The sequence below is a fragment of the Hymenobacter sp. BT559 genome (assembly GCF_017571525.1).
Classification (GTDB): Bacteria; Bacteroidota; Bacteroidia; order Cytophagales; family Hymenobacteraceae; genus Hymenobacter; species Hymenobacter ginsengisoli.
Genome location: NZ_JAGETY010000004.1, coordinates 142412 through 166455, shown reverse-complemented (window position 1 = coordinate 166455; position 24044 = coordinate 142412). Strand labels below are relative to the sequence as shown.

Genomic DNA, 24044 nt, shown 5'->3' with positions numbered 1-24044 from the left:
TTTATTGAAATGAAAAAACTACTTATGAGCCTGGGGCTGGCTGCCACCTTGCTAGGCCCGGCCGCCCCGGCCGCCCACGCCTGGGGCTTTGTGGGGCACCGCACCATCACGCAAGTGGCAGTGTATGAGCTGCCAGCCGCCATGCAGGCCTTCTATTTCCGGCACATGGCCGCGCTGGTGCGCCTGAGCACTGCCCCCGACGAGCGCCGCGGCCAGGACCCCACCGAGGGGCCCAAGCACTTCATCGATATGGACCACTACTCGGAGGACAACCCCTTCGCCAAGGTGCCGCACAACTACGAGGAAGCAGTAGAGAAATTTTCGGCCGACACGCTCAAGAAGTACGGCACCGTGCCCTGGACCGTGATGGACACGAAGGCGCGCCTGGTTGAAGCATTCCGGCAGCGCGACACTACGGGCATCATCAAGTACTCGGCCGAGCTAAGCCACTACACTGCCGATGCGTTTGTGCCCCTGCACACCACCGTCAACTACGATGGCCAGCTCTCGGGCCAGACCGGCCTGCACGCGCTCTGGGAAAGCCAGCTGCCCGAGCGCTTCCTGAAAGACTACAAGCTCGATGGGGAAGAGGGTAAGTTGCTAAAAGACCCCCTAGCCGCCATGTGGGGCGTTATTCAGGCCAGCTATGGCTTCCTCACGGCTACCTACGACCTCGAAGCCAAGACGGCCAAGCGCTTTACGCCCCAAACCAAATACACCTTCTCGCATCGGTTTGGGCGCACCCAGCGCCGCTACTCCGATGCCTTTGCCGATGCCTACGAAAAGGAAGTAGGCGGCATGGTAGCCTTCCGCCTCAAGGGAGCCTCGCCGATGGTGGCGTCGATGTGGCTGACGGCCTGGCAGGAAGCTGGCCGCCCCGACCTTAACACGCTGATGGCCTCGCCCAAGCTGGGCAAGGAAGAAAAGGAGCGGCTCACCACGCAGCTCAAGGCCTGGAAAGCCAATACACTAGCGCAGGATAACCTGCTGCTAGCCCAGCAAAAAGAGCAGAAAGCCGCCGCTCCCGATGAGATAAAAGCCGCCGATGGCGAAGCTGCCCCGCCGCCCCCGCCCGAGCCCGTAGCTGCGCCCACCCCGGCGGCTAGCCCCGCGCCAGCCCCGGCCGCCGCGCCCAAGGTGAAGGTGAAAACCAAAGGCCCTGCCGGTACCGACAAGCAGAAAACCAAGCCGGCCTTTTCGTGGTAGCCAGCTCAGGGAGTGGCGCAGGCTTGCAGAAGCTGCGCTGCTCCCGTTCATTTTCTATGCCCTAGCTGATGCAGGTAAAAAACGTTTTGCCACTCGCCGCCGGCTTGCCGCTAGCCCTGCTGGCCGCCTGCAGCCCCACCGACAAGCCCGCCGCCACCGCCCCGCCGCCCCCGGCCAAGCCCGTGGCGCCTGGCCCCGACATCGCGGCCCTCACCGATAGCACCGCGCCCGCCGCGCTGCTCGCTTATGTGCGCCAATACCCTGGCTCGGAGGTGCTGATAAAGACGCGCCTGGGCACTATCCGGGTGCACTTGTTTGACGATACGCCCATCCACAAAGCCAATTTCCTGCTGCTGGCCCGGCGCGGGGTGTTCGACGAAACGGTGTTCAACCGCGTGGTGAAAGGCTTTGCCGTGCAGGGCGGCCAAACCAGCGGGCCCCGCACCATCCATTTGCGTACCTACCGCCTGCCGCCCGAAATCCGGCCCCAGCACTTCCACGTGAAGGGCGCGCTGGGTATGGCGCGCTACGACGACGATAAAAACCCCGGGCACCTCTCGTCGAACACCGATTTTTATTTCGTGGTGGGCGAGAAGCTAGCCCCTTACCAAAGCCGCGCGGCCGCCGGCCGGCCCCTCACGCCGGCCCAGGTGCGGGCCTACGCCACCAAGGGCGGCGTGCCCTCGCTCGATGGCAAGTACACGGTCTTCGGCGAAGTTATCGAGGGCCAGGACGTGGTCGATAAAATCAACCAGGTGAAAGTAGACCCCGGCGACAAGTGGCCGGTCGAAGACGTTGGGATGAAAGTAGAGGTAGTGAAGTAAACAGTAGCGCGAAGCTTCCGCCTTATGCGCGAGCAGGACGATTGGATGGCCCTAGCGCCAGTTGCTCGCTGCGCTCGCGCACAGGGCGGAAGCTTCGCGCTACGTTGCTACTGGCCCACGTACACCTTGCCTTCTTTCATCACAAAAGTGGGCCTAGTGAGCGTGGCGATGGTTTGCAGCGGGTCGCCCTCCACGGCTACGATGTCGGCGTATTTGCCGGCTTCGAGGGTGCCCAGGTTTTGGGGGTCGCCGAGCAGCTCGGCGGCATTGAGGGTGGCGGCGCGGATGGCGTCGATGGGCGCCAGCCCGGCCTCAGTCATGTAGCCAAACTCTAGCGCATTCTGGCCATGGCGGTACACGCCCGCATCAGTGCCGAAGGCCACCCGCACGTTCTGCTTGATAGCCTTACCGAAGGTGGCTTGCAGCTGCGAGCCGATGCTGAGGGCCTTGGCCGCTACTACGGGCGGAAAATAATCGGGGTGGCGACGGGCCGTGTCGGCCACCGACTTGCCGGCGATAATGGTGGGCACGTACCAGGTGCGGTTTTTGGCCATCAATTGCATGGCCTCGGCATCGAGGAGCGAGCCGTGCTCGATGCTCGTGACGCCCGCCCGCACGGCCCGCTTAATGCCCTCGGCACCGTGAGCGTGGCAGGCCACGGGCATACCCAGGTCGCGGGCCGTTTGCACGATGGCCCGGATTTCTTCTTCCGAGTACTGGGCGCCGCTGCCGTCCTTGCTCAGGTCGAGCACGCCGCCGGTGCTGGCGATTTTGATGAGGTCGGCGCCGCGCCGAAACTGCTCGCGCACGGCCTGGCGGCACTGGTCGGGGCCGTTAGCCACGCCCTCGGCCGTGCCGGGGTGAAACCGCGCAATCAGGTCGTCGCTGAGGCCGTCAGTATCGTCCATGTGCCCGCCGGTGCTCGAAATGGCCGTGCCCGCCGTGTAGATGCGGGGCCCCGGCACCAGCCCCTGCGCCACGGCCTTGCGCAGGGCAATATTCACGCCCGAGCCGCCACAGTCGCGCACCGTGGTAAACCCGGCGCGCAGCGTAACCAAGGCATTGGCCTCGGCGCGGTAAGCCACGTCGGCGGGGTTGAGGGTGAATTTCTCCCGGAAGCTATTGCGGCTCGGCGACGATTCGAGGTGCACGTGGCAGTCGATGAAGCCGGGCAGCACCGTTTTGCTTTCCAAGTTGATAACCTGGTCTTGCGGGCCGCTGGCGGCGGTGTAGCCGGCCTGCACCGCCGTAATGCGATTTTTTTCGACTACGATGGTTTGCTGGCTCAATAGGCGGCCACTGCGCACATCGAGCAGGCGGCCGCAGTGCAGCAGCGTTTTTTGGGCAAAGGCAGGGCTAGCCAGGCCTAGCGAGGTGAGCAGCAAAAGCGTACGGGTAACAATGGGCATAATAGGCAGGTGGGGTAAAGGCGGTAAGAAATGCCCCGCAAGCTACGCGTGCGCCCGCTTTTGCCTACTCGTACCTGCGCCAGTTTCGTTTACTTATGTGCGGCGCTGCCTACGTGCTGCTGCGAAGCCTTCTGCTTGGCCATGGGCTGCAAGCGGTTGAGCAGCTCGGTTAGCTGCTGGTAGATATAGTCGGCGGCCTGCTGGCGCATGCTGCTGGCGTCGCCCTTCAGCAGCACCCGGTACTCGTGGGCATGGCCGTCGACCAGTATCGTTACGAATATGGTGCCCACGGGCTTGTCGGGCGTGGCCGAAGGGCCGGGGCCACAAAGGCCCGTAACGGCCACGCACACGTCGGCTTCGGGCAAGTGCTTGTGCAGGCCTAGGGCCATCTCGTTGGTGGTCTGCTGGCTTTCGGCCGAGTATAGCTCGATGGTAGTGGGGTTCACACCCAGCAGCTTTTGCTTGGCCAGCGCGTGGTAGGTCACCACCGAGCCCAGCAGCACGTCGCTCACGCCTTCGGCGGGGGCTAGCTGGGCGGCCACCAGGCCACAGGTGCAGCTTTCGGCTAGGGCCAGCGTGAGCTTATACTGCAAAAAAAGCTTGACGAGGGGCGTGCTGTCGGTCGGAAAAGGGGTGGACTTCATAAGGATAGAATAAAGACTGGGCTGCCGGCTACAAATCGGGACTACGTGGCACCTGGGCCCCAGTGTTGCGGCGCGGCCTCGTAACCTAGACCGCTGCCGCACGGTAGTAGAATGAGTATCTGGCAGCTTGGCGCAGGCATAAAATTGCTGGCAGCAAAATGCCAGGGCTAGCGCTAGGTTTGCAGCTTCATCTACCTTCAACTACCCTATATTCTTTCACCAGCTTCTGTCATGACGACCCAGCAAGATTTTGAGACCGCCGCCGAGCGCGCCCAGCAACTGCCCGCCAAACCCAGCAATACGGTGCTGCTCCAGCTCTACGCCCTCTACAAGCAGGCTACTGAGGGCGATGCCACCGGCCCGCGCCCCGGCGGCTTCGACTTCAAGGCCATTGCCAAATACGATGCCTGGCACCAACTGGCCGGCCTCAGCAAAGACGCCGCCCGCCAGCAGTACGTGGAGCTGGTGAATGAGCTAGCTGGCTAGCCATTGGGTAAATGGGCGAATGAGTGAATGGGCGAATGCTTTTCCGCCTATTTACCCATTCACTCATTCGCCCATTTACCCATTGATAAAATGGATATCTCCCGTAAAAAGCCCAGCTATCCGCTCACGCCGGCCTTGCGCCAGTACTTGCGCGACTACGACCGCGAGGCCCCGCTGCCGGTGCGCTACGCCGATTTGCTGCGCTTCACGGGCTCGTTTGCGCTGCTCGACCGCACGGGCAAAGACACGCTCTGGGAAACGGTATTTTATGAGCCCGGCACCCTGGCCGAGCTCAGCCAGGGCCTAGTGCAGGTGTATGCGCTGCTCAAAACGGCCGGCGACTTGTCGTTTGCCAAGGACCTGCTGGCCGACCGCATCGACTACTGCCGCTTTGGCAACTCGCACCCGTTTCGAGTGCGCATTCTCAACCAGCTCAACGACAACTACGATTATTTCTACGTGAAGCAGGCCGATGCCTCGCGTCTCTACGGCCTGGAGCTGGAGCATTTGCTGTCGCCTAACTCGATGAACTACTTGGTTGACAGCGGCAATACGCTCATTGAGGAGCACATTGCCGGTATTCCCGGCGACGATTTTATCCGGCTCCGGCTCAACCAGCCGCACCTCAATCAAGTGCGCATCGCCAAGGAGTTTGTGAAATTCAACGAGCGCTGCTTTGCCAGGCTGCTCGGCGATATGCGGGCCTACAATTACGTCATCGACGTGACGCCCGACTTTGAAGACGAGCAATACCGGGTGCGGGCCATCGACTTCGACCAGCAGAGCTACGAGGGCCGCCGGGCCATGTACCTGCCGCAGTCATTCAAGGACAACCACGCCGTGGTTGAAATGTGCGCCCGCCTGCTCAAGCCCAGCACCCTGCGCCAGTACCAGGCCGAGGAGCGCACGCTCATGGCCCGCCGGGCCCGCGCCGAGCGCCACCGCCTCAAAGCCCTGCTCGATGTGATGCGCCGCCAGGAGCTAGCCCCCCTGGCCAAGGTGGAGGAGCTCAAAAGCAACCTCAATCGCTACCACCGCACCCACCAGTTCAGCAGCTGCGATTCGATGGGCGATATTGTGCGCCTGAACCTGTGGCTGATGCTAGGCCCCAGAACGCTGGGCACGCACACTGTAATGGCTTAGCAAGCTGGGCGATAAAGCCAACCTTACCCTCACTGTTCTTGTACCATGGTCGTTGTTCATTCCGAAGGAGATACCGTTGTTTTTACCGTCGAGGGTTGGCACAAGCTCTGGGCGTTTCGCAGTGAGCTGCGCATACCGCGCGCCAATATCAAGAGCGCCCGCCACGACCCCGAGGCAGCCCACACCTGGGGCTTTCGGGCGCCGGGCACACACATTCCCGGCCTGCTCAAAGCGGGCACCTTCTATTTAGTAGGCTCGGTCGATAACAAGCCCGCGTTTCTGGATGTGCAGCACCAGGAAAACACGGTGGTAGTCGAGCTAACAGATGAACACTTCGCCCGCCTCATCATCGAGGTCGAAAACCCCGATGCGGTGGTAGCGCAGCTAAATGAGCTGGCCGCCGCGCCCAGCTAAATGAAAAAAAGGCCGCCGCTCCAATTGGGGCGGCGGCCTTTTTTGCGCTGGGCAGCTACTCTACACCGCCGGCTTGGGCGCGGGCAAATCAAACGCTGTGGCGTCGTGCTCGAAGTGGCCTTTGTGCGAACCGTCGCAGAAAGGCTTTTGTTTGCTGAGGCCGCAGCGGCAGATGCTGATGCGCTCGCGGCCGCCTAGCCCATAGGCATTGCCCTGGGCGTCTACGAGTTGAATGTCTTCGCCTTCCACGCGCAGCGAGCCGTTGGAAAGAACCGTTAGTTTGGTAGCCATTTCTGGAAAAATAAAAGGTGAGTAAAGAAAATCGGTTGATTTACAGCTCTTTGCGCAGCACGTAGTCGTTCATCCAGTATGGGCCGATGGGAATATCTTCTTCGCGGTGCTGGGCAAAGCCCTGGCGCTCGTAGAAGGCGAGCGCTGGGTTGTGACGGTTCACGTTCAGCTCCAGCGCTTTGCCCCCGGCTTCGCGCACGGCGCTCACCACGGCCTCTACCAGGTTTTGGCCCAGGCCCTGGCCCTGGTGCGAGGGCAGCACGTAGATTTTATTGAGGTGATACACGCCCTCGGGCTTCTCGGAGTAGGAAGCAAAGCCGCTAGGGTGCCCCTCTACATACGCCAGCAAAAACTGGTGGTGCTGCTCGCGCATCTGGCGGCGCAGCGAGGCCGGCGTGTAGATGACGCGGTACATGTAGTCAATCTGCTCCTTCGAGATGATGAAGCGGTAAGTCGGCTCCCAAGTCGCCTCAGCCAACTCAATGATGGTGGGAATATCTTGCTCGGTGGCAGGCTGAATGTGCAGGGGCGTGGCCGGTAGGGCCGGGGCAGAACGGGTAGGCATAAGCAACGATGAAGCAGGCGAAGGTCGGCCAAAAAACCGACTTCTGCATTGTATGCGCATACGCAACGCTAGCCCTGGTCGTTAGAAAAATCCGTTTGGCCCGCATTTGGCAGGGCATTTTGCCTCCATCCTTTCGCATTCTTTCCCATGACAAAGCTCACCTTGTTCGTCCATTCCGTCTCGGCGGCCCTGCTAGTGGCCGCCCTGCCGCTAGCCGTCGCCGCCCAAACCACCACCCAGGAAGAGCTGCTGCGCCGCGGCAACCTGATAGGCGGCCGCCCGCACGCCTCCGAGCCGCGCAACGCTGCTACCACCCGCCGCGTGGCTACCACCGCCAATGCCGACCCCGTGCTGGCTAAGTATCTGCATGAAAATATCGACGTGAGCCGCGTGCCCGCCAGCCAGCTACCCGACTTATACAGCCGCTTTATAGAGGCCACCCGCGCCCAGCGCCGCCAGTGGAGCGCCCGCGACTGGGACGAGGCTAGCGATGCCCTCGCCCGCCTCAATAGCCGCTACGAGGCGGTGCGCAAAGAGCTGCCGCTCGAAGACCGCCTCAGCGTACGCAGCTACCAGGGCGAGTTTCGCACCCTGCAGGGCGCCCGCCGCGTGAAGGACCGCGTGAACGAGTAGCCCACCTGCTAGCCGCCCGAAGGGGCTAGCGCACGGGCTGACGGCAGCCCGTACCTTTGGCGTCCGCATTTCGTCCGCTTAAGTTTTTTATCGCATGCACATTGCTATCGTTGGCAATATCGGAGCCGGCAAAACGACGCTGGCCCACAAGCTGGCCCAATATTTTCGCTGGGATGTCTTTCTGGAAGAAGTGGACGACAACCCCTACCTGAAGGATTTTTACGCCGATATGCCCCGCTGGGCCTTTCACCTGCAAGTGTATTTCCTGAACGGCCGCTTCCGCCAGACGCAGCGCATCAAGGAGCTGGTGCAGGAGGGCAGAAGCGTGATTCAAGACCGCACGATTTACGAAGACGCCCACATCTTCGCGGCCAACCTGCACGAGTCGGGGCAGCTCGTGGAGCGCGATTACCAGAACTACTACGCCCTGTTTGAGACCATGATAGGGCTCGTCAATCCGCCCGATTTGCTGCTGTATCTACGTGCCGACCTGCCCAAGCTCATTGGCCAGATTGAGAAGCGCGGCCGCGACTACGAAAACTCCATCAGCATCGAATACCTCAAGAACCTCAACGAGCATTACGAGCAGTGGATTGCCAGCTATAAGGAAGGCAAACTGCTCATTATCGACGTGAACGAGCTCGACTACGTGAAGCGCCCCGAAGACCTGGGGGGCATCATTGAGCGCATCAACGGCAAGCTGTTTGGCTTGTTTTAATAAGTCTTCTTTGCACTATAAAAGGCATCATGCTGAGCTTACCGAAGCATCTCTGCCGCGCCAATTGGGTTGTTCGGTAGAGATGCTTCGTCAAGCTCAGCATGACGCCTTTTATGGCTAGTTACGCATCCAGCGCACCATTCAAAAAATCGACCCACGGCCGCGCCGCCAGCATGCCGGCCACGGCCCGGTCAATAAAATCGGGGGCTAGCACCTCCTCATCGGCCAGCAGCCGGACCACGCCAAAGCTCTTGAGCCGCAGAAAAGCCAGGTCGGGGTCGCTGGCCTGGTAGCCCCGCGGTGGGCGCGTGAGCTGCTCCGCGCTCCTATCCAGGCCGCTAGGGAAGTGTTGCAGCAAGCCTGGGTCTTCAATAGCGCGGTGAAAGCCCGCGCCATCGTAGTGGATTTCCTGGCGAATGGCGGCCAGCTCGGCCGGGGTGGGAGTGAAGCGGCCGGCGCGCAGCCACGAGCCGCCGCCCGGCATCAGGGCCAGAAAGTAGCCGGCGCGCAGCGCGTGGCGCCCGCCGGGCACCAGGCCCGCGCCCAGGCGGCGCTTGTAGGGCTCGGGGTCGGTTTGGCTACGGTCGTTCTTATGCAGCCGGAACATAGCCTGCGCCGGCGTGAGGCCCGCTAGCCCGGGGATGGCGGGCGTGGCCCGGCGCAGCACTTCGGCCACGAGCGCCGCAAAGGTGCCGCGGGCGCGCAGGTAGTCGGCGCGGTGCTCCTGCATCCAGGCCGTGTTGTTGTTGGCCGCCAGGCGGCGCAAAAAATCTAATACGAAAGCGAGGTCCAGGTTCATGGCTCCGGCTAACGCAGCCGCGCCGCTGAGGTTAGCCCAGCACCACCGCGTCGCCGACCTCGATGCGGCCGCTGGCCGGCCCGGTCACGTTTTGGCCAAACAGCACCTTGCGGTCGGGCTTGCGGTAGGTGGCCAGGGTACGCAGGGGCTCGCCGGCCGGGTTTTGCTGCGCCGTGGCCTGGTCGATGGTCGTGACGATGCAGCGCCCGCAGCCGCGCACCGACCGGAAGGGCTGGCCCGCAATGCTGAAACCGGCCCAGCTCAGCTCGGCGTCGGCTAGGGCACCACTGACTACCAGGTTGGGCCGAAAGCGGTTCATGGGTACCGGCTCCTCAAGCTGGGCATTGAGCTTGGCCAATGATTCTTCGGTGGCGAGCAGGTAGGGGTAGCCGTCGGCGAAGCTGACGACGGTGCCGGCTGGGTTCAGCTCTGGCTTGTCGGGCTCCACATCGCGGCGCACCATGTCCGACATATACACCAACTTGCAAGGCTGACCCAGGGCCTCGCTCAACCACGCATCGGCCTCGGGCGTGCCGCGCCAGGCCCACACCATATCATCCCAGATGGTGACAAACAGCGTCTTGTCGGGCTGCGCCTCAAACGGCATGTAGAGCGGCAGCAGCTCGGGCCGCTGGCGGTGGCGCAATAAAAAGCCGTTGTAGGCCGGCTCCACGGCCAGCAGCGCCATCTCGGCGTGCTCGCGCTGGGTCATGAAGCGGTTGCGCGCATCTACTATCAGCCAGCGGCGGTCGTGGCGCAGGCCCCGGGGCGTCAGTTCGGCCGCCGGCAGGCTGATGCCGCCCAGCGACTTAACGGGGTAGATGAAAATACCGGAAAGCGTAATGGCAGAGGAAGAGGCAGACATGCCGTAAAGGTAAAAGGGCAAGCCGGCACTGCATTAGGGTGTGAGGGTATGAGGGCAGCAGTTTGGGAGGGTAAGCGAGATAATAAGCGCTTTTACTACGCTCGTAGGCCTGGCTTTTTTCCTCTTACCCTCCCAAGCTGCTAGCCCCATGCCCTAGTGCAGCGCCCGCTTCTTGACCATGCCGCCCTTGGCGTCGTTCACGCTGTGCATGATGATAAAGGCCCGCGGGTCGAGGCGGTTTACTTCGGTCGTTACCTGGCCTACTTCGAGGCGGGTCACTACCGTGAATACAATATCAATCGGGTCGGGCTGCTCGCCGCGCGAGCCGTAGCCGCGGTGCCCGGCATATACCGTGACGCCCCGGCCTAGCCGCTCGGTGAGGGCGCGCCGAATGGCATCGCTGTGCTCCGAAATGATGGTAACGCCGGTATATTCCTCAATGCCATTGACCACAAACTCGATGGTTTTGGAAGCGGCCAGGTAGGTGAGTATAGAGTAGAGCGCCGTCTGGACCGACAGCACCAGGGCTACTACAATGAAGATTAAAATATTGAGCACCAGCACGAAGTCGCCTACGCTCAGGCTGGCTTTGCGGCTGAGGTACACAGCCAGGATTTCGGTGCCATCGAGCACGCCGCCGCCGCGCATGGCCAGCCCAATGCCCGCCCCCAGAAAGAAGCCGCCGAACACAGCAATCAGCATCTTATCCTGGGTAATGACCGGAAAGGGTACCACCACTAGGACAATGGCCAGCCCCAAAATGGCCGACAGCGCGCGAATGGCAAAGGCCTTGCCCAACTGCCGGTACCCTAGCCAGATAAAGGGCAGGTTGAGCACTACCAGGAAAACTGACAGCGGCAGGTGAATAAGCCGGGCCGCCAGCAGCGATATCCCCGTTACGCCGCCGTCGAACAAGCCATTGGGCAGAATAAACGCTTCCAGCCCCAGCGCGGCCGAAAACACGCCCGCTACCAGGTACAGTAAGTTGCGCCCTTGCGCCCGCAGCCACGGCTCGGGCTCGTGGCTAGGCGTGTGAAGATGCGCGTCGGCTATGGCTGGATGAGCGGCCGGAGCAGCGCCTGCGGCGGGTTGGCTGGCCTTCAGCCGCCGCAGGCGCTCCAAGATGAATAATTGAGGAAGCATACCCAACATTACGCAGAAAGCTGGGCTACTGCCGAGAATTACGGCTTTTTAGCTCCCTCCGTCTGGGCTGCCAGCTGTAAGGCGGTGAATAAATCAACGATGCCGCCAGTGGCCGAGAGGGTGCTGAAATCGGCTTTCTTGCCGTTTTCGCCGGGCACCAGCACCTGGGTGTGGTGCACCTGGGCCGACTGCCGGATGATGCGCTTGAGGTCGATAGCCGTGAGGCCGGGGTAGTACGACTTGAGCACGGCGGCCACGCCGGCCGTGACGGGCGAAGCCATGCTGGTGCCGCTCTCCGAGCCGTACTTATTGCCCGGTAAGGTGGAGAAAATACCCACGCCCGGCGCAAATACATCAACCTGGCGCTTGGAGTAGTTGGAGAAGCTGGCGGGCAGGTTTTCGTCGTTGGTGGGCCCGCTAGCCCCAATGGTGAGCAGGTTGGGAGGCGTCGAGCCATCGAGGTAAAACGAGGCCGGGTAGTGGGGCGTCACGTCGAGGTTGTCGTCTTCGTTGCCGGCGGCGTGCACCAGCAGCACGTTTTTGCTGGCCGCATATTTATAAGCGGCTTCCACGGCCGGGCGCTGGGGCGAAAATTCCTTGCCGAAGCTCATGTTGATGATTTGCGCGCCGTTGTCCACGGCGTAGCGAATGGCGTTGGCCACGTCCTTGTCGCGCTCGTCGCCGTTGGGCACGGCCCGCACGCTCATTACCCGCACCGGTGCACCGGCAATGCCTTGTACCCCAATATTATTCGTGCGTACCGCCGCAATAATGCCCGCCACGTGGGTGCCGTGCAACGCGTCGGGGCCCTGCACATCGTTGTTGCCGTAGTTGCGCTGGGTTACGTCGTCGGGGTTGTCGCCCACAATCTCCGCCCGGGCGTTGAACTTGGTATTGAGGCTGTAGTCCAGCTGCTCGCGCTGGTCTTTTAGCTCATTATTCAGCTCACTGATAAGTGCGTCGGTATCGCCGATGCCGCCTTGCTTCATGTTCTGGTAGAGCGAGGTGAGCAACCCCTTAAAATCGGGGTCGGAAATGCGCGCGGCGGCCTGGCGCATAGTGGCCGTGTCGAGCTTTTCGACCCCTAGCTTTTCCTTAAGGGCGGCGGTCATCTGGGTGAGCGGGCCGGTCATTTGGCCGGCCTGGGCCAGCTCGCTGGTTAGCTCCTTGCGCTTGGCATCGTAAGCTTTTTTCGCTTTTAAATAAAGCGAGTAAGTAGCGCGGTCGGCAGGCTTAATCTGGGCGCTGGTTTTGCCCGCGAAGCGCGGCCCGTACTTGGCCACGATTCGCGTCGATTCGAGGGTTTCGACCGAGATGTTGCGGCCGTCTTTGCCGCCGATAAAATTCCAGCCGTGCACGTCGTCCACGTAGCCATTGTGGTCATCGTCGATGCCATTGCCCGCAATTTCACCGGGGTTGCGCCACAGCACCGGCTTGAGGTCTACGTGGGCGGTGTCGATGCCTGAGTCAATAACGGCCACTACCACCGGCGCGGGCGTGCGGCCTTTCAGCAGCTCGGCATAGGCGCGGGTGGCACCCACGCCGGGTACTTTATCGAGTTGGGGGTCATTGAGATACCACTGAGCTTTGGCGGCTTCCTCCACAGTAGGGCCGGCCGGCGTGCTAGGGGTGGCCGGAGCGGCCGCGTCGGGAACAGGAGCAGCTGGCACAGCGGGCGCTGCCGCTACGGCGGGTGTGCTAGCCGTAGCGGGGGGAGCCACGGTAGTAGCTGCTGGCTGGGCCACGCGGCAGCCAGCGGTAGAAAGGAGCGAGGCCGCCAGTGCGAGGCGCGGCCAGGTAGCAAGTTGGTTGGGAAGCATCAGCAAAGAATAACGGGACGCGGAAAGCAGTCGCCGAGGTATAAGACGGGGGAGGGCCGCCGGGTGTTGCGCCCGGCCGCTTGCGGCCGCAATAGTACGGCCGGCCATAACCCCGCCCGCTAGGCCGGCGTACCGCCTAACAGTTCAATCATCCTTTTTCGTCCCTTTTCCACCATGTATACCCTAGCCCCCGCCGAGCTCTCGCGCCAGTTGCGCCTGGGCCAGAGCCCAGACCTCACGCGCCGCCGCTGGATAATCGGCCTGTCGTTCGTGACTGCCGCTGCTGGCCAGATAGTGACGCTCTACCAGACCGGCATTATTCACCACCTGCCCGACCCGCCGCTGGCCGTTTTCGATTCCGATAAAGTTGATGCGTCGGACTACGGCTACAAGCGCCTGCAAATGCCCGATGCCCCGGCCATGATAGTGACGGCGGGCATCACGGCCATGCTGGCCTCGGCCGGTGGGCAGGAGCGGGCCGCCCAGCAGCCCTGGCTACCGGTGGCGCTGCTCGGCAAGACTCTTATCGACCTGGTTACCAACGTGCAGCTGGGCCGCGAAGAGTGGCAGGAAAACAAAAAGCTCTGCTTCTATTGCCAGGCCAGCACCGTAGCCGCCACGGCCGCTGCCGTGCTAGCCCTGCCCGAAGCCGTGCGGGCAATCAAAAGGCTGCTGAACGGACAAAAGAAAATAGCCTAGTGAAGCTAGTAAGAAAGAAAACGCAAAAACCGGTCGGACGGCTTTTAGCCGTCTGACCGGTTGACGAAAGGGTAAGAAAAGGTAACTATGTGTGGCGCTTACACCTCCACCACTTCGCCCGATTCAAAATAATAAATTATTCCACGCACATCTTCGTAGCCCAATTCCCGGAATAATTTCCCGTAGTCGCGCAGCCGGATTTTATGAATATCCTGCGGGGGCGGCAATTTAAAATCGAGCATGGTCACGGTTTGCTCGGCGCGGCTAGTCCCGGGGCCAAATACAATGCGGTCGGGCTTGTAAGCTCTCTGCGTGTGGCCGCCAATTAATATTTCGCGCTCGGTCTCTACAGCCAGGTCGTCAGCAAAATAGGGGGCTAGCCTTGGGTCCGCGAGAATAGCTTTCAAGCGGGTTTCTAATTCGGGGCGCTCTTTCTGATTAATAATCCCTTCGGCCACAAGCTGGCGCAGCGTGCGGCCCAGGTCGCGGGCGGCCAATAGGCGGCGCAAGGCGTAGTGCAGCTTGCGGTTCAGCTCGCCCAGTTTTTCCTGCTCGTCAAAATTAAATACCGTCGTGGCGTGGCGCCGCAGCTTCAGGCGCTCATCCCAAGGCGTCGAAGTCAGGTTGACAAGCCGAAAGTTGTGGTCTTTTGTCGATTCGCGGCTGGTAGTGGGGCTAGCTGCCGCGCCCGGATTGAGCACGAAGCTAGTGCCCTCGGGCTGCCAGCGGCCCAGGTGGCGCAAGTAGCCGGCCAGCAGGTCGGCTACATCGCGGGCGGGACCCTGGGCCGCAGCCGGCTCGGGTGCAGCCGCCGCAGTGAGCGGTAGCTCACCGGTGGTTTTGCGGGGTTCGGCAGGTGTTTTACTCAGGATGTAGAGGCGGTGCCGGGGCCGGGTAAAGGCCACGTAGAGCGTGTTGAGGCCATCGAGCAGCGTTTTCTCGCGCTCATCGGCGTCCTGTTCGGCTAGGGGTGTATAAGTCAGGGTTTTATTCAGGCGCACTACCGCCACATCGGGCAGCTCAGCCAACGGTTTTTCACCCGCTTCGAGGCGACCCCAGAGCAGTGTGTCGGTGCGTGGCACCAAGCCCCAGTCGGCAAATGGCACGATAACGATGCCATACGCCAGCCCCTTGGCCTTGTGCACGGTCGTAATGGTGATGGCATCGGCCCCACCCGGCGCATTAATGCTGAGCGAGCCCTTGCGCTCGTCCCAATGCGCCAGGAAATTGCCTAAATTATTACCGTATTTCAGGCTAAATTCGAGCGTCAAATCCAGGAAGCGAAATAAATAATCGCTCTCTGCATTAGCCCCTAGCAGACCGAAAAGGCCCAGCAGTTTTTCGGTTAATTCGTACAGCCCGAGGTTGCCGGTCTTAGCTTCTTCTACGTCGAAACCGAGGCTACGTAATTCATCAAAAAACGGCTTGCCGCTTTCAATAGCATTGGCTACTTCGGCAATGTGGCGCGCGCGCGCCGGGGTAGGGGCTAGCCGGCGAACCACTTTATCGATAAGCAGCAGTGCTTCGGCCCGCGCCAGGGTGTCGTGGCTTTGGTGCAGCACGCGCATTACGGCCACCACCAGGTTCACCACTTCGGCAAATTGAAGGGCTAGCGAGTCGGCTGAGATAATCGGAAACCCCCGTTCCTTCAAGAACTTAGCCAGCAGCCGGCTTTGCCAGCGGGTGCGGCATAGCACGGCCACATCGCGCAGGTGGTAGCCATCGGCCAGGGCCTGCTCCACAAGCTGCAATGCCAGGTAGCAGGTGCTTTCGGCGTAGTCGAGCAGCGCCTCCGGAGCGTAGCCCGGCAGTGGCGCATCGAGGTAAGTGCCGATGGTCGCGTCGTAGCGCCGGGCGGGCGCATCATCTTTAGTAAACAATAATTCGACGTGGCCAGGTAGCTCATCAAATTCACCATCAAATAATTCGCCTTTGCGCCCGGGCACCTCCTGCCGAAAACCCGGCTCGAAAATGCCTTGTACTACATCGTGCTCACCGCTGCGCTCACGCACGTAGCTGAAAAAATTATTATTGAATTTAATTATTGCCGGCTCGCTCCGATAATTAATGGCTAGTGAATGTGGCTCCAGGTTTTGCTGCAGCGTGTAGTAACGGTCTTCCAGCAGCCGCTGCATATCCGCATCCTGAGCGCGTGCTACCAAGGCATTTGTGTCGTTTTGATAAAGCCGCAAAATCTGTTCTAATTCGCCGCCGCGCCAGCGATAAATGGCCTGTTTGGCATCGCCCACAGCTAGCGAAAGGCCACCATTGCCCACCGCATTTTCTACCAGCGGTAATAAATTATTCCACTGCAATACCGACGTGTCCTGAAACTCATCAATTAATAAATGCCGGTATTTCTCGCCTAGCCGCTCATAAATAAACGGTACCGGCTCGTTGAGGACGATGGTTGCGATGCGCCGGTTGAATTCTGAAATCAGCACCACGTTGCGCTCGCGGCTAATTTCCTCAACGAGCTTATTTAATTCGCTCAGCAGCGAAGCATGAAATAAAAATGGTTGCAACGCCCCTAGTAGCACGTAGCTGGGTAGGTGTTTTTCGCGCAGGGCCAGCAGCTCACCGAATGCGTCTTCTAACACTGGCTGCGCTGCCTCAATGGCAGGCACCAGACCAGCCTTCTTGCCTTTTTCGCTCCACCACTTACCGCTTTCAATCGGTTTGCGGGCCGTAGCGGTCGGAAAAATACCGTCTTTTTCGGGCGGGCTAAGCCAGCGCTCCCACTTCGTAAAGTGGCCATAGATGCCGCTGCTGCCGCTAGCCAGGTGCTCGGCCTCGATACCGGCCGCCGCCAGAACTGCCAGCGCCCGGTCGGCCTGGGCCTGCACTGCCTCTTCGGCCTCGCGCTGCCGGGTCCGAATATCCTGGTCGAGCGCCCGGAAGTCTGCCATGGTTTTCTGCCCTAGCTGGGCCACGGCCTCGTGCACGCTCTCGTTGAAGAGCGCCCGGCCGAAATCCAGCAGCTCGTCGGGCAACTTATTCCAGTTGCGGCCCTGCTCGGCCTGGCCCAGCGCGTAGTCGGCCAGTGTCTGGCTCAGCAGTTTACTATCCGCATCGCGGTTCACCTTGTCGATGAGCGCGGCCACTGCCGAGCGCAGCACGCTATCGGTATCCAGCTCCACCTCGAAGGTGGCGGGCAGCCCTAGCTCGCGCGTGAACGCCGTGACAATGCGCTGCACAAACGAATCGATGGTGCTCACCGCAAAGTCGGCGTAGTGGTAGAGCACCAGCTTAAACGTGGCCGCCGCCCGCCGCCGCACTTCCTGCTGCCACTCGGCCGGCGTGCGCAGGTGCGGTGGCAACTGCTTTTCCTGGGCTAGCTCGGCGGCTACTTCCACTAACAAAGCATCCGGCTTGCCCTCAGTATCTTGTGTGAAGCGCCGCAGCGCGCCCACGATGCGCTCCTTCATCTCGCCCGCCGCGTCGTTGGTGAAGGTGATAGCCAGAATACTCTTAAAATAATCGGGCTTATAAATGCGCTCGCCCGTAGGGTCGGCCGGCTGCGGGTAGCCCAGCGCCAGCTTCAGGTATTCTTTTGTTAATTGGTACGTCTTACCGGAGCCGGCAGACGCGGAATAGATGCGGAAGGGGGCAGGCATTAGTGAACCTTTGTATTTATAAAAATAAATATATGAAATTAATGTTAAATATATCTCTACTGCTTATATTAGCGGCTTGCGACAATAAAAAGTCATTTGATAATCAATTAAGTGCTGCTAATATTGTTGAGAATACTCACGCTAAAAATAAATTGACTCAAATTTTACCGATTATTGTATTTAATAAAGCAGATGTTGATAATGATTCTATATTTATTGGTAAAAATTTACGTGGTAAAGCGTACGAACTCACTACTGTATTCAAGCAAGGCAGATACAATCATTTGAACTACAATTACTTCAAGGTATTGGCGACGAAAAATAATATCAGCTATAGCATGAATTTATCTGCTTTTCAATCGAATAGAAAGAATCTGATATCAAAAACATTTGTGAATAAAGATACAACTTCTTTTGTTATTAATAAATACGCGCTGACTACAAGTTATCATCAAAAGCGGCTTGTTTACGAACTTACTTTTTTTCTGCGAAACCACTTTATGAAAGGAGGCATATCATATGATACCATAATGATTAATAGAGTTTTCTTATACGCAGCACCAAAATAATTTTTTTCGTAAACATTAGAAACTGTCTCTAAGGGTCATCATCCGTTCTACCCATTGTGTTGGTACCCGCTTTGGCCGGCCGCTAGCCCCATCCAGCAGCACCCACTGGGTTTCGGCGGCGCAGAGTAGCTGCCCATCGGCTACGCGCTCGATGCGGGTCATGCGCTTCGAGCTAGCCCCTTTTACATCGGCTACCCAAGTGCTGGCGCGCAACTCGTCGCCGGCGTAGGCCGAGCGCAGGTAGCGCACGCGGTGCTCCTGCACCACCCACACCTGGGGTGGCAGCTCGGCAGTGGGTGGGTAGAGGTGGTGCCAATGCGCGGCGGCCACATCCTGCACCCAGCGCACGTAGGCTACGTTGTTGGCGTGTCCGAGCTGGTCGATGTCGCTAGCCTCTACGGTAAAGGTGTGAGTATAAGCGTGGGTAGGGGCGGCGGGCGTGTCCATAACTTTTTTAGAAGATAAACGAAGTTCGGGGTTTTTGTCTATCTTTGGCGCAACTCAAGGCCCTGTGGTGCTGTTCCGGTCCGCTCCGGTGTGTTAGCATCTTAGGTCCCCAGCTTGCCGCCGGGCTTTGACGACACTCCCAAATTTTTTTTATTATGCCGACCGGAACGGTAAAATTCTTCAATGAGACCAAAGGCTTTGGTTTCATCAAAAACGACGAGACTGGCCAAGACATCTTCGTCCACGTCACCGACCTAGTAGACGCCAAGACGCTACAAGAGAAAGACAAAGTTCAGTACGAAGAAGCCCAAGGCCGTAAAGGCCCGAACGCGGTAAAAGTGTCGCTGCTCTAGTAGTAGCCGCACCTTTCGTGCTAGCAGAAAGCGCCTTCCCACGCGGGAGGGCGCTTTTTTTGTGCGCCCAGCTAGTGTAAAGGCGCCTCCTTACGTCTCGGCGAGTGCGCCGCGAGGGTGTGGTCTGGGTATTTCCTAGGTGTCGTTCGAGGCCTTTCAGCGAGGAGATAGAGGGATGCATCTCTACCCTAGCTGGGTGGAGGGAAAAGATTTATCGCTTTCACAGTAGCCTTTTTCAACTAAAATGCGTACCTTTGCACCCGCATTTGAGAACGGCCCCATTTTAGTGGCCGGGGTGGCCCAGAGTTTAGAAGTAGGCTGCCGAGTAGTTCCCGTTTAGTTCGGTCGTATTTTTCCGCCTTGTCGTTAGTAGGAAGGTTGAGGGGGAAAGAAGCGCCGCCGCTGTTGAGCCGGCTGTTTTCAGAGCGTAGTCTCATTCCCCAGGTCACCCAGGTTTTGGAAAACCAGGTGGCCTAGCAACCCATTTCCTTCCAACCATGGAACCTACGACAGTAGAAAAGAACACCGACAAAGCCAAAATCCGCTTCGATGAGCTCAACCTCTCGCCCGAGGTACAGCGCGCCATCAGCGAAATGGGCTACGAGGAAGCCTCGCCCATTCAGTCGGCCGCTATTCCGGTGCTGCTCGCCGGCAAAGACGTAATCGGCCAGGCCCAGACGGGCACCGGCAAAACGGCCGCCTTCTCTATCCCCGCCATTGAGGGTGTAAACGGCGAAAGCCGTGATGTACAAGTAATTGTGCTTTGCCCCACCCGTGAGCTTGCGGTGCAGGTTTCGGGCGAAATCCAGAAGCTGGGTAAGTATAAGAAGGGCCTAGCCGTAGTGCCGATTTATGGCGGCAGCAGCTACGACCGCCAGTTCCGCGCCTTGGAGCGCGGCGTGCAAATCGTCATCGGCACGCCTGGCCGCGTAATGGACCACATTGAGCGCGGCACGCTGAAGCTCGACAAAGCCACCAAAATCATCCTCGACGAGGCCGACGAAATGCTCGACATGGGCTTCCGCGACGACATCGAGTACGTGCTCAGCAAGATGCCCGAAAACCGCCAGACGGTGTTTTTCTCGGCCACGATGAGCAAGCCCATCCTGGAGATGACCAAAAAATACCAGCGCGACCCGCAGACGGTAAAGGTCAACCACAAGGAGATGACGGTGTCGAACATCGAGCAGAGCTACTTCGAGGTGCGCGGCCCGCAAAAAAAGGACGTGCTCACGCGTGTACTTGATATGTACAACCTCAAGTCGACCATCATCTTCGCTAACACGAAGCGCATGGTAGACGAGATTGTGTCGGACCTGCAAGCCAAAGGCTACTTTGCCGACGGCCTGCACGGCGACATGAGCCAGGCTCAGCGCCAGAACACGCTCGATAAATTCCGCAAGAGCACGCTCGAAATCCTGGTAGCGACCGACGTAGCCGCCCGCGGTATCGACGTAGACAACGTGGAGGCTGTATTCAACTACGACCTGCCCGCCGACGAGGAATACTACGTACACCGCATCGGCCGCACGGGCCGCGCCGGCAAGAGTGGCCGCGCCTTCACCTTCGTGAGTGGCCGCGACATCTACAAGCTGCGCGACATCATGCGCTTCACCAAGGCTGATATCAAGCTGGAGCAAGTGCCGAGCTTCGCCGACGTGTCGGAAGTAAAAACTACGCTGTTCCTCAATCAAATCAAAGAAGTGATTGAGAAAGGCAACCTCGACAAATACGTAGGCCGCGTGCAACGCCTGCTCGACCAGAGCGAAGATATTACCTCGCTTGACATCGCTGCCGCGCTGCTCAAGATGACGATGAAGGAAGACAAGCGCGCCGAGCAAAGCCTCGACGCTGGCCGCGAGCGTGGGGCTAGCCGCCCCGGCTACACGCGCCTCTTCATCAGCATGGGCAAGAAGGACCGTCTGCACCCCCGCGATGTAGTTGAATTGATTTCGGAAAACACTGGGCTGCAAGGCAATAAAGTAGGCGACATCGCCCTCTACGACAAGTTCAGCTTTGTGGAAGTGCCCGCCGAATTTGCTGATGAGGTAGTAACCCAGCTAGGCCGCAGCAGCATTCAGGGCCAGCCGGTTACGTTCAGCATCGCTACGCCGGTGCAGGATGCCGCAGCTAAAGAAGAAGGCCTGAACCGCCCCGAGCGTCGGGGCTTCGGCGACGGTGAGCGTCGCGGTGGCTTCGGTGGTGGCGAACGCCGCGAAGGTGGTCGCCCGCCCTACGGCAGCAACAACCGCGGCGGCAGCTACGGCGACCGCCAAGGCGGTGGCAGCTCCTACGGTGGCGGCTACAAAGGCAACCGCGATGGTGGCAGCAGCTACGGCAACCGCCAGGGCGGTAGCAGCTACGGCGACCGTCAGGGTGGCCAAGGTGCTGGCTACCAGCGTGGCGGCTACAAAGGTGGCCAGGGCGGCGGTAGCAGCTACGGCGGTGGCTACAAAGGCAAGCGCGATAACTACGACGAGTAGTCTGGACCACGGATTCGAGCGGATTTTTCGGATTGCTCGGATTTTGTGGCCGCTTGCTTACAATAGAACATACAAAAGAAAAGGCCACCCGCTAGGGTGGCCTTTTCTTATTCTGGAGAGTACGGCCACAAAATCCGAGTAATCCGAAAAATCCGCTCGAATCCGTGGTCCAGACTTACTTCGAAGAGTCGCGCAGGCCGCGGATTTCGTCGTGGGCCGCTTTTACGCCTTGAGCCTGCTTGTCGATAATCGACTTTAGCTCGCTGGGCAGGTTTTGCACTTTAGAAGCTTCTTCGTAGGCTTTCTTGGCTACGTCTTCGCCGCGCTCGCACTCGGCGAGAATGGCGTGGTTGTCGTGGCCGGTTACAGCAGCTTTCAGGTCAATCCAGGCGTGGTGAATAGCACCAGCCACCGACGAGCCTTCGTCAGTATCGGGCTTGAGGTCGAGCTTGAACATCTGGTTTTCCAGCTCGGTAACGTAGCTGGCGCGCTGCGCCGAATATTTCTTGAATAGTTCTTTCAGGTGCTGGTCCTTCACGTCGACCATCGCGTCGGCATAGCCTTTTTGGCCATCTTTGAGAACGGTGATGAGCGAGTTGAGGGCGGTTTGGGTGACTTTGGCTTCCATGACAGGAAAAGGGAATTTAAGTTGGAAAGGTGAGGAGTTTACTAGCCAACTGCCCATAGGGTTACAATCTGCCTGAAGATGCCCCTTTTTATTCCGGTCGGGCTAGCCTGAGCGCTAAGCCGCTAGGGCTCCAACTTTCGCGAGGGCCTGCCCGGCCAGGAAGCCCGTCGTCCAGGCAGCCTGAAAGTTAAAGCCCCCGGTAATGCCATCAATGTCAAGCACTTCGCCGGCAAAGTATAGGCCTGGCACGCGGCGGCTCTCAAACGTAGTGAGGTTGACTTCGCTGAGCGGAATGCCCCCGCAGGTTACAAACTCATCCTTGTGTGTGGTTTTGCCCTGCACTTGCAGCGGCGTGCGCAGCAGTAGCTCCAGCAGGCGGTTCTGGGCCTTGGCGGGCACCTCATTCCAGCGCGTTTCAGGGCCGATGCCAGCCTCCAGCACCAGCGTGCGCCAGAGCCGCGTGGGCAGGCCAAACTGCGGGTGCGCTGCCACCTGCTTCTTGCCATTTTCAAGGCGAAAAGTCTGGGCCCAGGGGCGCAGCGTTTCGTCGGTGTGGGCGGGCACCCAGCTCACCAGGGCCGTGCCGTGGTAGCTGAGCTCGTGCAGGCGCCGGGCGCCCCAGGCCGAGAGCATGAGCACGGCCGGGCCACTGACGCCCCAATGCGTCACTAGCAAAGGGCCTTCGTATTGCAGCTTTTCACCGGCTAACACCACCCGGGCGTGCGGCACGCTCACACCCGGCAACTCGCGTAGGGGCGAGGCCGGCACATTGAAGGTGAACAGCGACGGCACCGGCTCAGCAATGGTATGGCCTAGCGCCCGCAGCCAGTCATAAGCCGCCGACTTAGGGTTGCCGCCGGTGGCCACCAGCAGCCGGCTCACGTGTAGCTCGGGGCCTAGCGCCGCGCTGCCCTCGCCGCTGAGTGCCAGCCTAAAACCACCTTCTGGCGAAGCGGTAATCTGCTCGGCCGCCGTGCGCGTGAGCACGCGCACGCCAGCGCGGCGGGCAGCGTCTTCGAGAGCGCGGGCAATGGTTTCGCTGCTATCGGTGGTTGGAAACATGCGGCCATCGGCCTCCATCTTGAGCGCCACGCCGCGCTTAGCAAACCAGGCAATGGTGTCGGCCACGCCAAAATGTCGAAATGCTTCTTTCAGCTGGCGGCCCCCGCGTGGGTAGTGCTGCACCAGCTGCGCCGCCGACTCGCAGGCGTGCGTCACGTTGCACCGACCACCGCCCGAAATGCGCACCTTGCTCAGCAGCTTAGGGCTCTTCTCAAGCAAAAAAACAGCTAGACCGGGGTTAGCCTCGGCGCAGGCAATGGCCCCAAAAAAGCCCGCTGCCCCGCCGCCCAGCACCGCTACTACGGGCGGTGGGGCGGGGCGGGCGGCAGTGGAGGCAGGCAATGACATACTGCAAAGATACCTTGGGCGATTTTGCGTGCCCGCTGGGCCTAGCAGTAGGGCAGGGCCGCCAGCACGTCGTCGTGCTGAAAAGTATAGGGCACCAAGTCGCGCAGACGGCTCGAATCGATGAGTTTGCTACCGCCGCCATTGGGCAAGAATGTCGGCGGCTCCAGGCCCAGATAGGTGGCGGCGGCCGGATAAAAATCGCGTCGCAGCGGGTGTTGCTCGGCACACACGTTCAAAGTGTGCCCCCAGATGTTGTGTTCGATGATGCTACTGAGCACGCCCACCGCATCGGTAAGGTGCAGCAGGTTGGTGGGTGCATCGCCCTGCGGCAAATTGCGGCGGCCCGCCAGGAAGCGCCCCGGCGCCCGGCCTGGCCCAATGAGGCCCCCTAGCCGTACCACGGTGCTCTGCCATTGCCCGTAGCGCGGCACAAAGTGCCCCTCGGTGCGCAGCACATCCGAAGCCGCGTCGCGGGTGCTGATGGCATCCGTTTCGCGCATCGGCCGGGCCTCGTCGGGGTACACGCCCGTGGTCGACACAAACAGCACGGCCTGCACGTGCGCGGCGGCCACGGCCCGGTGCACCGGGCGCAGGAGCTGCGGGTAGCCGCCAGCTATGGCGGCGCGCGGCGGCACGTTCAGTACCAGGGTAGTCGCCTGGCCTAGCATGCCCGTCAGGCGCTCTTCGTCGGCGGCCGAAAACTCGGCGCCTAATTTAAAGTAATGGCCTTCAATGCCTTCAGCAGCCAGCAGCGGAAGCTGCTCGGCCGAAGTAGTAGTGCCCAGTACCCGGTGGCCCTGCGTCAGCAGGTGTTTTGCCAAGGGCAGGCCCAACCAACCGCAGCCCAATACAGCTACGGTAGAGGCAGGGGCAGCTGC

At 60.2% G+C, this 24044-nt stretch carries 24 protein-coding genes; 11 read left to right on the top strand and 13 right to left on the bottom strand.

Going from position 1 to position 24044, the window contains the following annotated elements:
• The first annotated feature begins 9 nt into the window (after nucleotides 1–9).
• Nucleotides 10–1206 carry a zinc dependent phospholipase C family protein gene (locus J4D99_RS07140; RefSeq protein WP_208131024.1) on the top strand — a complete coding sequence of 399 codons (1197 nt, stop codon included), beginning with the start codon at nucleotides 10–12 and terminating at the stop codon, nucleotides 1204–1206.
• 86 nt (nucleotides 1207–1292) lie between these two features.
• Nucleotides 1293–2030, top strand: a complete 738-nt coding sequence (locus J4D99_RS07135; protein ID WP_208131023.1) for a peptidylprolyl isomerase — start codon at nucleotides 1293–1295, stop codon at nucleotides 2028–2030.
• Nucleotides 2031–2137: 107 nt separating this feature from the next.
• Here the strand turns inward: J4D99_RS07135 and J4D99_RS07130 are convergent, their stop codons facing one another.
• Nucleotides 2138–3439: an amidohydrolase family protein gene (locus tag J4D99_RS07130; RefSeq protein ID WP_208131022.1), complete on the bottom strand. Its 1302-nt coding sequence runs from the start codon at nucleotides 3437–3439 to the stop codon at nucleotides 2138–2140.
• A gap of 89 nt (nucleotides 3440–3528) precedes the next feature.
• Entirely contained in the window at nucleotides 3529–4083 is a 555-nt protein-coding gene (locus J4D99_RS07125; RefSeq protein WP_208131021.1) for a CinA family protein, read from the bottom strand.
• 231 nt (nucleotides 4084–4314) lie between these two features.
• On the opposite strand from J4D99_RS07125, the gene J4D99_RS07120 reads away from it, so the two are divergent.
• From J4D99_RS07120 to J4D99_RS07110, 3 genes are all read left to right on the top strand, one after another.
• Nucleotides 4315–4569, top strand: a complete 255-nt coding sequence (locus tag J4D99_RS07120; RefSeq protein ID WP_208131020.1) for an acyl-CoA-binding protein — start codon at nucleotides 4315–4317, stop codon at nucleotides 4567–4569.
• Nucleotides 4570–4659: 90 nt separating this feature from the next.
• Nucleotides 4660–5712, top strand: a complete 1053-nt coding sequence (locus J4D99_RS07115; RefSeq protein WP_208131019.1) for a hypothetical protein — start codon at nucleotides 4660–4662, stop codon at nucleotides 5710–5712.
• A gap of 45 nt (nucleotides 5713–5757) precedes the next feature.
• A complete protein-coding gene (locus J4D99_RS07110) occupies nucleotides 5758–6126 on the top strand; it encodes a hypothetical protein (RefSeq protein ID WP_208131018.1) in 369 nt (122 codons plus the stop codon).
• Between the two features lie 60 nt (nucleotides 6127–6186).
• On the opposite strand, the gene J4D99_RS07105 is transcribed toward J4D99_RS07110, so the two are convergent.
• Both J4D99_RS07105 and J4D99_RS07100 read right to left on the bottom strand, forming a co-directional pair.
• The gene (locus J4D99_RS07105; protein ID WP_173113384.1) at nucleotides 6187–6417 is read right to left on the bottom strand and encodes a CDGSH iron-sulfur domain-containing protein; all 231 of its coding nucleotides are present in this window, start codon (nucleotides 6415–6417) and stop codon (nucleotides 6187–6189) included.
• Between the two features lie 40 nt (nucleotides 6418–6457).
• Nucleotides 6458–6982, bottom strand: a complete 525-nt coding sequence (locus J4D99_RS07100) for a GNAT family N-acetyltransferase (RefSeq protein WP_208131017.1) — start codon at nucleotides 6980–6982, stop codon at nucleotides 6458–6460.
• 147 nt (nucleotides 6983–7129) lie between these two features.
• Between J4D99_RS07100 and J4D99_RS07095 the strand changes: the two genes are divergently transcribed.
• Both J4D99_RS07095 and J4D99_RS07090 read left to right on the top strand, forming a co-directional pair.
• Nucleotides 7130–7615, top strand: a complete 486-nt coding sequence (locus J4D99_RS07095) for a hypothetical protein (RefSeq protein WP_208131016.1) — start codon at nucleotides 7130–7132, stop codon at nucleotides 7613–7615.
• A 94-nt stretch (nucleotides 7616–7709) separates the two neighbouring features.
• Nucleotides 7710–8333, top strand: a complete 624-nt coding sequence (locus J4D99_RS07090; RefSeq protein ID WP_208131015.1) for a deoxynucleoside kinase — start codon at nucleotides 7710–7712, stop codon at nucleotides 8331–8333.
• A gap of 121 nt (nucleotides 8334–8454) precedes the next feature.
• On the opposite strand, the gene J4D99_RS07085 is transcribed toward J4D99_RS07090, so the two are convergent.
• The 4 genes from J4D99_RS07085 to J4D99_RS07070 form a co-directional block, all read right to left on the bottom strand.
• The gene (locus tag J4D99_RS07085; protein ID WP_208131014.1) at nucleotides 8455–9132 is read right to left on the bottom strand and encodes a DUF2461 domain-containing protein; all 678 of its coding nucleotides are present in this window, start codon (nucleotides 9130–9132) and stop codon (nucleotides 8455–8457) included.
• A gap of 31 nt (nucleotides 9133–9163) precedes the next feature.
• Nucleotides 9164–9997 (bottom strand): MOSC domain-containing protein, encoded by an 834-nt coding sequence (locus tag J4D99_RS07080; protein WP_208131013.1) that lies wholly within the window; start codon nucleotides 9995–9997, stop codon nucleotides 9164–9166.
• A 153-nt stretch (nucleotides 9998–10150) separates the two neighbouring features.
• Entirely contained in the window at nucleotides 10151–11140 is a 990-nt protein-coding gene (locus J4D99_RS07075) for a YitT family protein (protein ID WP_208131012.1), read from the bottom strand.
• 38 nt (nucleotides 11141–11178) lie between these two features.
• The gene (locus J4D99_RS07070) at nucleotides 11179–12960 is read right to left on the bottom strand and encodes a S8 family peptidase (RefSeq protein ID WP_208131011.1); all 1782 of its coding nucleotides are present in this window, start codon (nucleotides 12958–12960) and stop codon (nucleotides 11179–11181) included.
• A 174-nt stretch (nucleotides 12961–13134) separates the two neighbouring features.
• Between J4D99_RS07070 and J4D99_RS07065 the strand changes: the two genes are divergently transcribed.
• Nucleotides 13135–13659: a vitamin K epoxide reductase family protein gene (locus J4D99_RS07065; protein ID WP_208131010.1), complete on the top strand. Its 525-nt coding sequence runs from the start codon at nucleotides 13135–13137 to the stop codon at nucleotides 13657–13659.
• Between the two features lie 98 nt (nucleotides 13660–13757).
• Here J4D99_RS07065 and J4D99_RS07060 read toward each other — a convergent pair whose 3' ends face one another.
• Complete coding sequence (locus J4D99_RS07060; RefSeq protein WP_208131009.1) at nucleotides 13758–17276, bottom strand: UvrD-helicase domain-containing protein; 3519 nt, start codon at nucleotides 17274–17276, stop codon at nucleotides 13758–13760.
• Between the two features lie 32 nt (nucleotides 17277–17308).
• Between J4D99_RS07060 and J4D99_RS07055 the strand changes: the two genes are divergently transcribed.
• Complete coding sequence (locus tag J4D99_RS07055; protein WP_208131008.1) at nucleotides 17309–17845, top strand: hypothetical protein; 537 nt, start codon at nucleotides 17309–17311, stop codon at nucleotides 17843–17845.
• Nucleotides 17846–17860: 15 nt separating this feature from the next.
• Here J4D99_RS07055 and J4D99_RS07050 read toward each other — a convergent pair whose 3' ends face one another.
• On the bottom strand, nucleotides 17861–18292 hold the full coding sequence (locus J4D99_RS07050) for an acyl-CoA thioesterase (RefSeq protein ID WP_208131007.1): 432 nt from the start codon (nucleotides 18290–18292) through the stop codon (nucleotides 17861–17863).
• A gap of 155 nt (nucleotides 18293–18447) precedes the next feature.
• Between J4D99_RS07050 and J4D99_RS07045 the strand changes: the two genes are divergently transcribed.
• Both J4D99_RS07045 and J4D99_RS07040 read left to right on the top strand, forming a co-directional pair.
• Nucleotides 18448–18645 (top strand): cold-shock protein, encoded by a 198-nt coding sequence (locus tag J4D99_RS07045; RefSeq protein ID WP_173113349.1) that lies wholly within the window; start codon nucleotides 18448–18450, stop codon nucleotides 18643–18645.
• A 497-nt stretch (nucleotides 18646–19142) separates the two neighbouring features.
• Nucleotides 19143–21128 carry a DEAD/DEAH box helicase gene (locus J4D99_RS07040; RefSeq protein ID WP_208131006.1) on the top strand — a complete coding sequence of 662 codons (1986 nt, stop codon included), beginning with the start codon at nucleotides 19143–19145 and terminating at the stop codon, nucleotides 21126–21128.
• Between the two features lie 175 nt (nucleotides 21129–21303).
• Here J4D99_RS07040 and J4D99_RS07035 read toward each other — a convergent pair whose 3' ends face one another.
• From J4D99_RS07035 to J4D99_RS07025, 3 genes are all read right to left on the bottom strand, one after another.
• Nucleotides 21304–21756 carry a PA2169 family four-helix-bundle protein gene (locus tag J4D99_RS07035; RefSeq protein WP_208131005.1) on the bottom strand — a complete coding sequence of 151 codons (453 nt, stop codon included), beginning with the start codon at nucleotides 21754–21756 and terminating at the stop codon, nucleotides 21304–21306.
• Nucleotides 21757–21870: 114 nt separating this feature from the next.
• The gene (locus tag J4D99_RS07030; RefSeq protein WP_208131004.1) at nucleotides 21871–23166 is read right to left on the bottom strand and encodes a BaiN/RdsA family NAD(P)/FAD-dependent oxidoreductase; all 1296 of its coding nucleotides are present in this window, start codon (nucleotides 23164–23166) and stop codon (nucleotides 21871–21873) included.
• Nucleotides 23167–23207: 41 nt separating this feature from the next.
• Nucleotides 23208–23987 carry a Rossmann-fold NAD(P)-binding domain-containing protein gene (locus J4D99_RS07025; RefSeq protein ID WP_208131003.1) on the bottom strand — a complete coding sequence of 260 codons (780 nt, stop codon included), beginning with the start codon at nucleotides 23985–23987 and terminating at the stop codon, nucleotides 23208–23210.
• Nucleotides 23988–24044 lie beyond the last annotated feature (57 nt).

Coding starts and splice junctions, on each gene's coding strand:
- J4D99_RS07035 (WP_208131005.1), bottom strand. CDS start 21,756: ATGGAAGCCAAAGTCACCCAAACCGCCCTCAACTCGCTCATCACCGTT.
- J4D99_RS07080 (WP_208131013.1), bottom strand. CDS start 9,997: ATGTCTGCCTCTTCCTCTGCCATTACGCTTTCCGGTATTTTCATCTAC.
- J4D99_RS07115 (WP_208131019.1), top strand. CDS start 4,660: ATGGATATCTCCCGTAAAAAGCCCAGCTATCCGCTCACGCCGGCCTTG.
- J4D99_RS07055 (WP_208131008.1), top strand. CDS start 17,309: ATGAAATTAATGTTAAATATATCTCTACTGCTTATATTAGCGGCTTGC.
- J4D99_RS07085 (WP_208131014.1), bottom strand. CDS start 9,132: ATGAACCTGGACCTCGCTTTCGTATTAGATTTTTTGCGCCGCCTGGCG.
- J4D99_RS07045 (WP_173113349.1), top strand. CDS start 18,448: ATGCCGACCGGAACGGTAAAATTCTTCAATGAGACCAAAGGCTTTGGT.
- J4D99_RS07065 (WP_208131010.1), top strand. CDS start 13,135: ATGTATACCCTAGCCCCCGCCGAGCTCTCGCGCCAGTTGCGCCTGGGC.
- J4D99_RS07040 (WP_208131006.1), top strand. CDS start 19,143: ATGGAACCTACGACAGTAGAAAAGAACACCGACAAAGCCAAAATCCGC.
- J4D99_RS07090 (WP_208131015.1), top strand. CDS start 7,710: ATGCACATTGCTATCGTTGGCAATATCGGAGCCGGCAAAACGACGCTG.
- J4D99_RS07140 (WP_208131024.1), top strand. CDS start 10: ATGAAAAAACTACTTATGAGCCTGGGGCTGGCTGCCACCTTGCTAGGC.
- J4D99_RS07030 (WP_208131004.1), bottom strand. CDS start 23,166: ATGTCATTGCCTGCCTCCACTGCCGCCCGCCCCGCCCCACCGCCCGTA.
- J4D99_RS07095 (WP_208131016.1), top strand. CDS start 7,130: ATGACAAAGCTCACCTTGTTCGTCCATTCCGTCTCGGCGGCCCTGCTA.
- J4D99_RS07120 (WP_208131020.1), top strand. CDS start 4,315: ATGACGACCCAGCAAGATTTTGAGACCGCCGCCGAGCGCGCCCAGCAA.
- J4D99_RS07075 (WP_208131012.1), bottom strand. CDS start 11,140: ATGCTTCCTCAATTATTCATCTTGGAGCGCCTGCGGCGGCTGAAGGCC.
- J4D99_RS07105 (WP_173113384.1), bottom strand. CDS start 6,417: ATGGCTACCAAACTAACGGTTCTTTCCAACGGCTCGCTGCGCGTGGAA.
- J4D99_RS07110 (WP_208131018.1), top strand. CDS start 5,758: ATGGTCGTTGTTCATTCCGAAGGAGATACCGTTGTTTTTACCGTCGAG.
- J4D99_RS07050 (WP_208131007.1), bottom strand. CDS start 18,292: ATGGACACGCCCGCCGCCCCTACCCACGCTTATACTCACACCTTTACC.
- J4D99_RS07130 (WP_208131022.1), bottom strand. CDS start 3,439: ATGCCCATTGTTACCCGTACGCTTTTGCTGCTCACCTCGCTAGGCCTG.
- J4D99_RS07100 (WP_208131017.1), bottom strand. CDS start 6,982: ATGCCTACCCGTTCTGCCCCGGCCCTACCGGCCACGCCCCTGCACATT.
- J4D99_RS07125 (WP_208131021.1), bottom strand. CDS start 4,083: ATGAAGTCCACCCCTTTTCCGACCGACAGCACGCCCCTCGTCAAGCTT.
- J4D99_RS07060 (WP_208131009.1), bottom strand. CDS start 17,276: ATGCCTGCCCCCTTCCGCATCTATTCCGCGTCTGCCGGCTCCGGTAAG.
- J4D99_RS07070 (WP_208131011.1), bottom strand. CDS start 12,960: ATGCTTCCCAACCAACTTGCTACCTGGCCGCGCCTCGCACTGGCGGCC.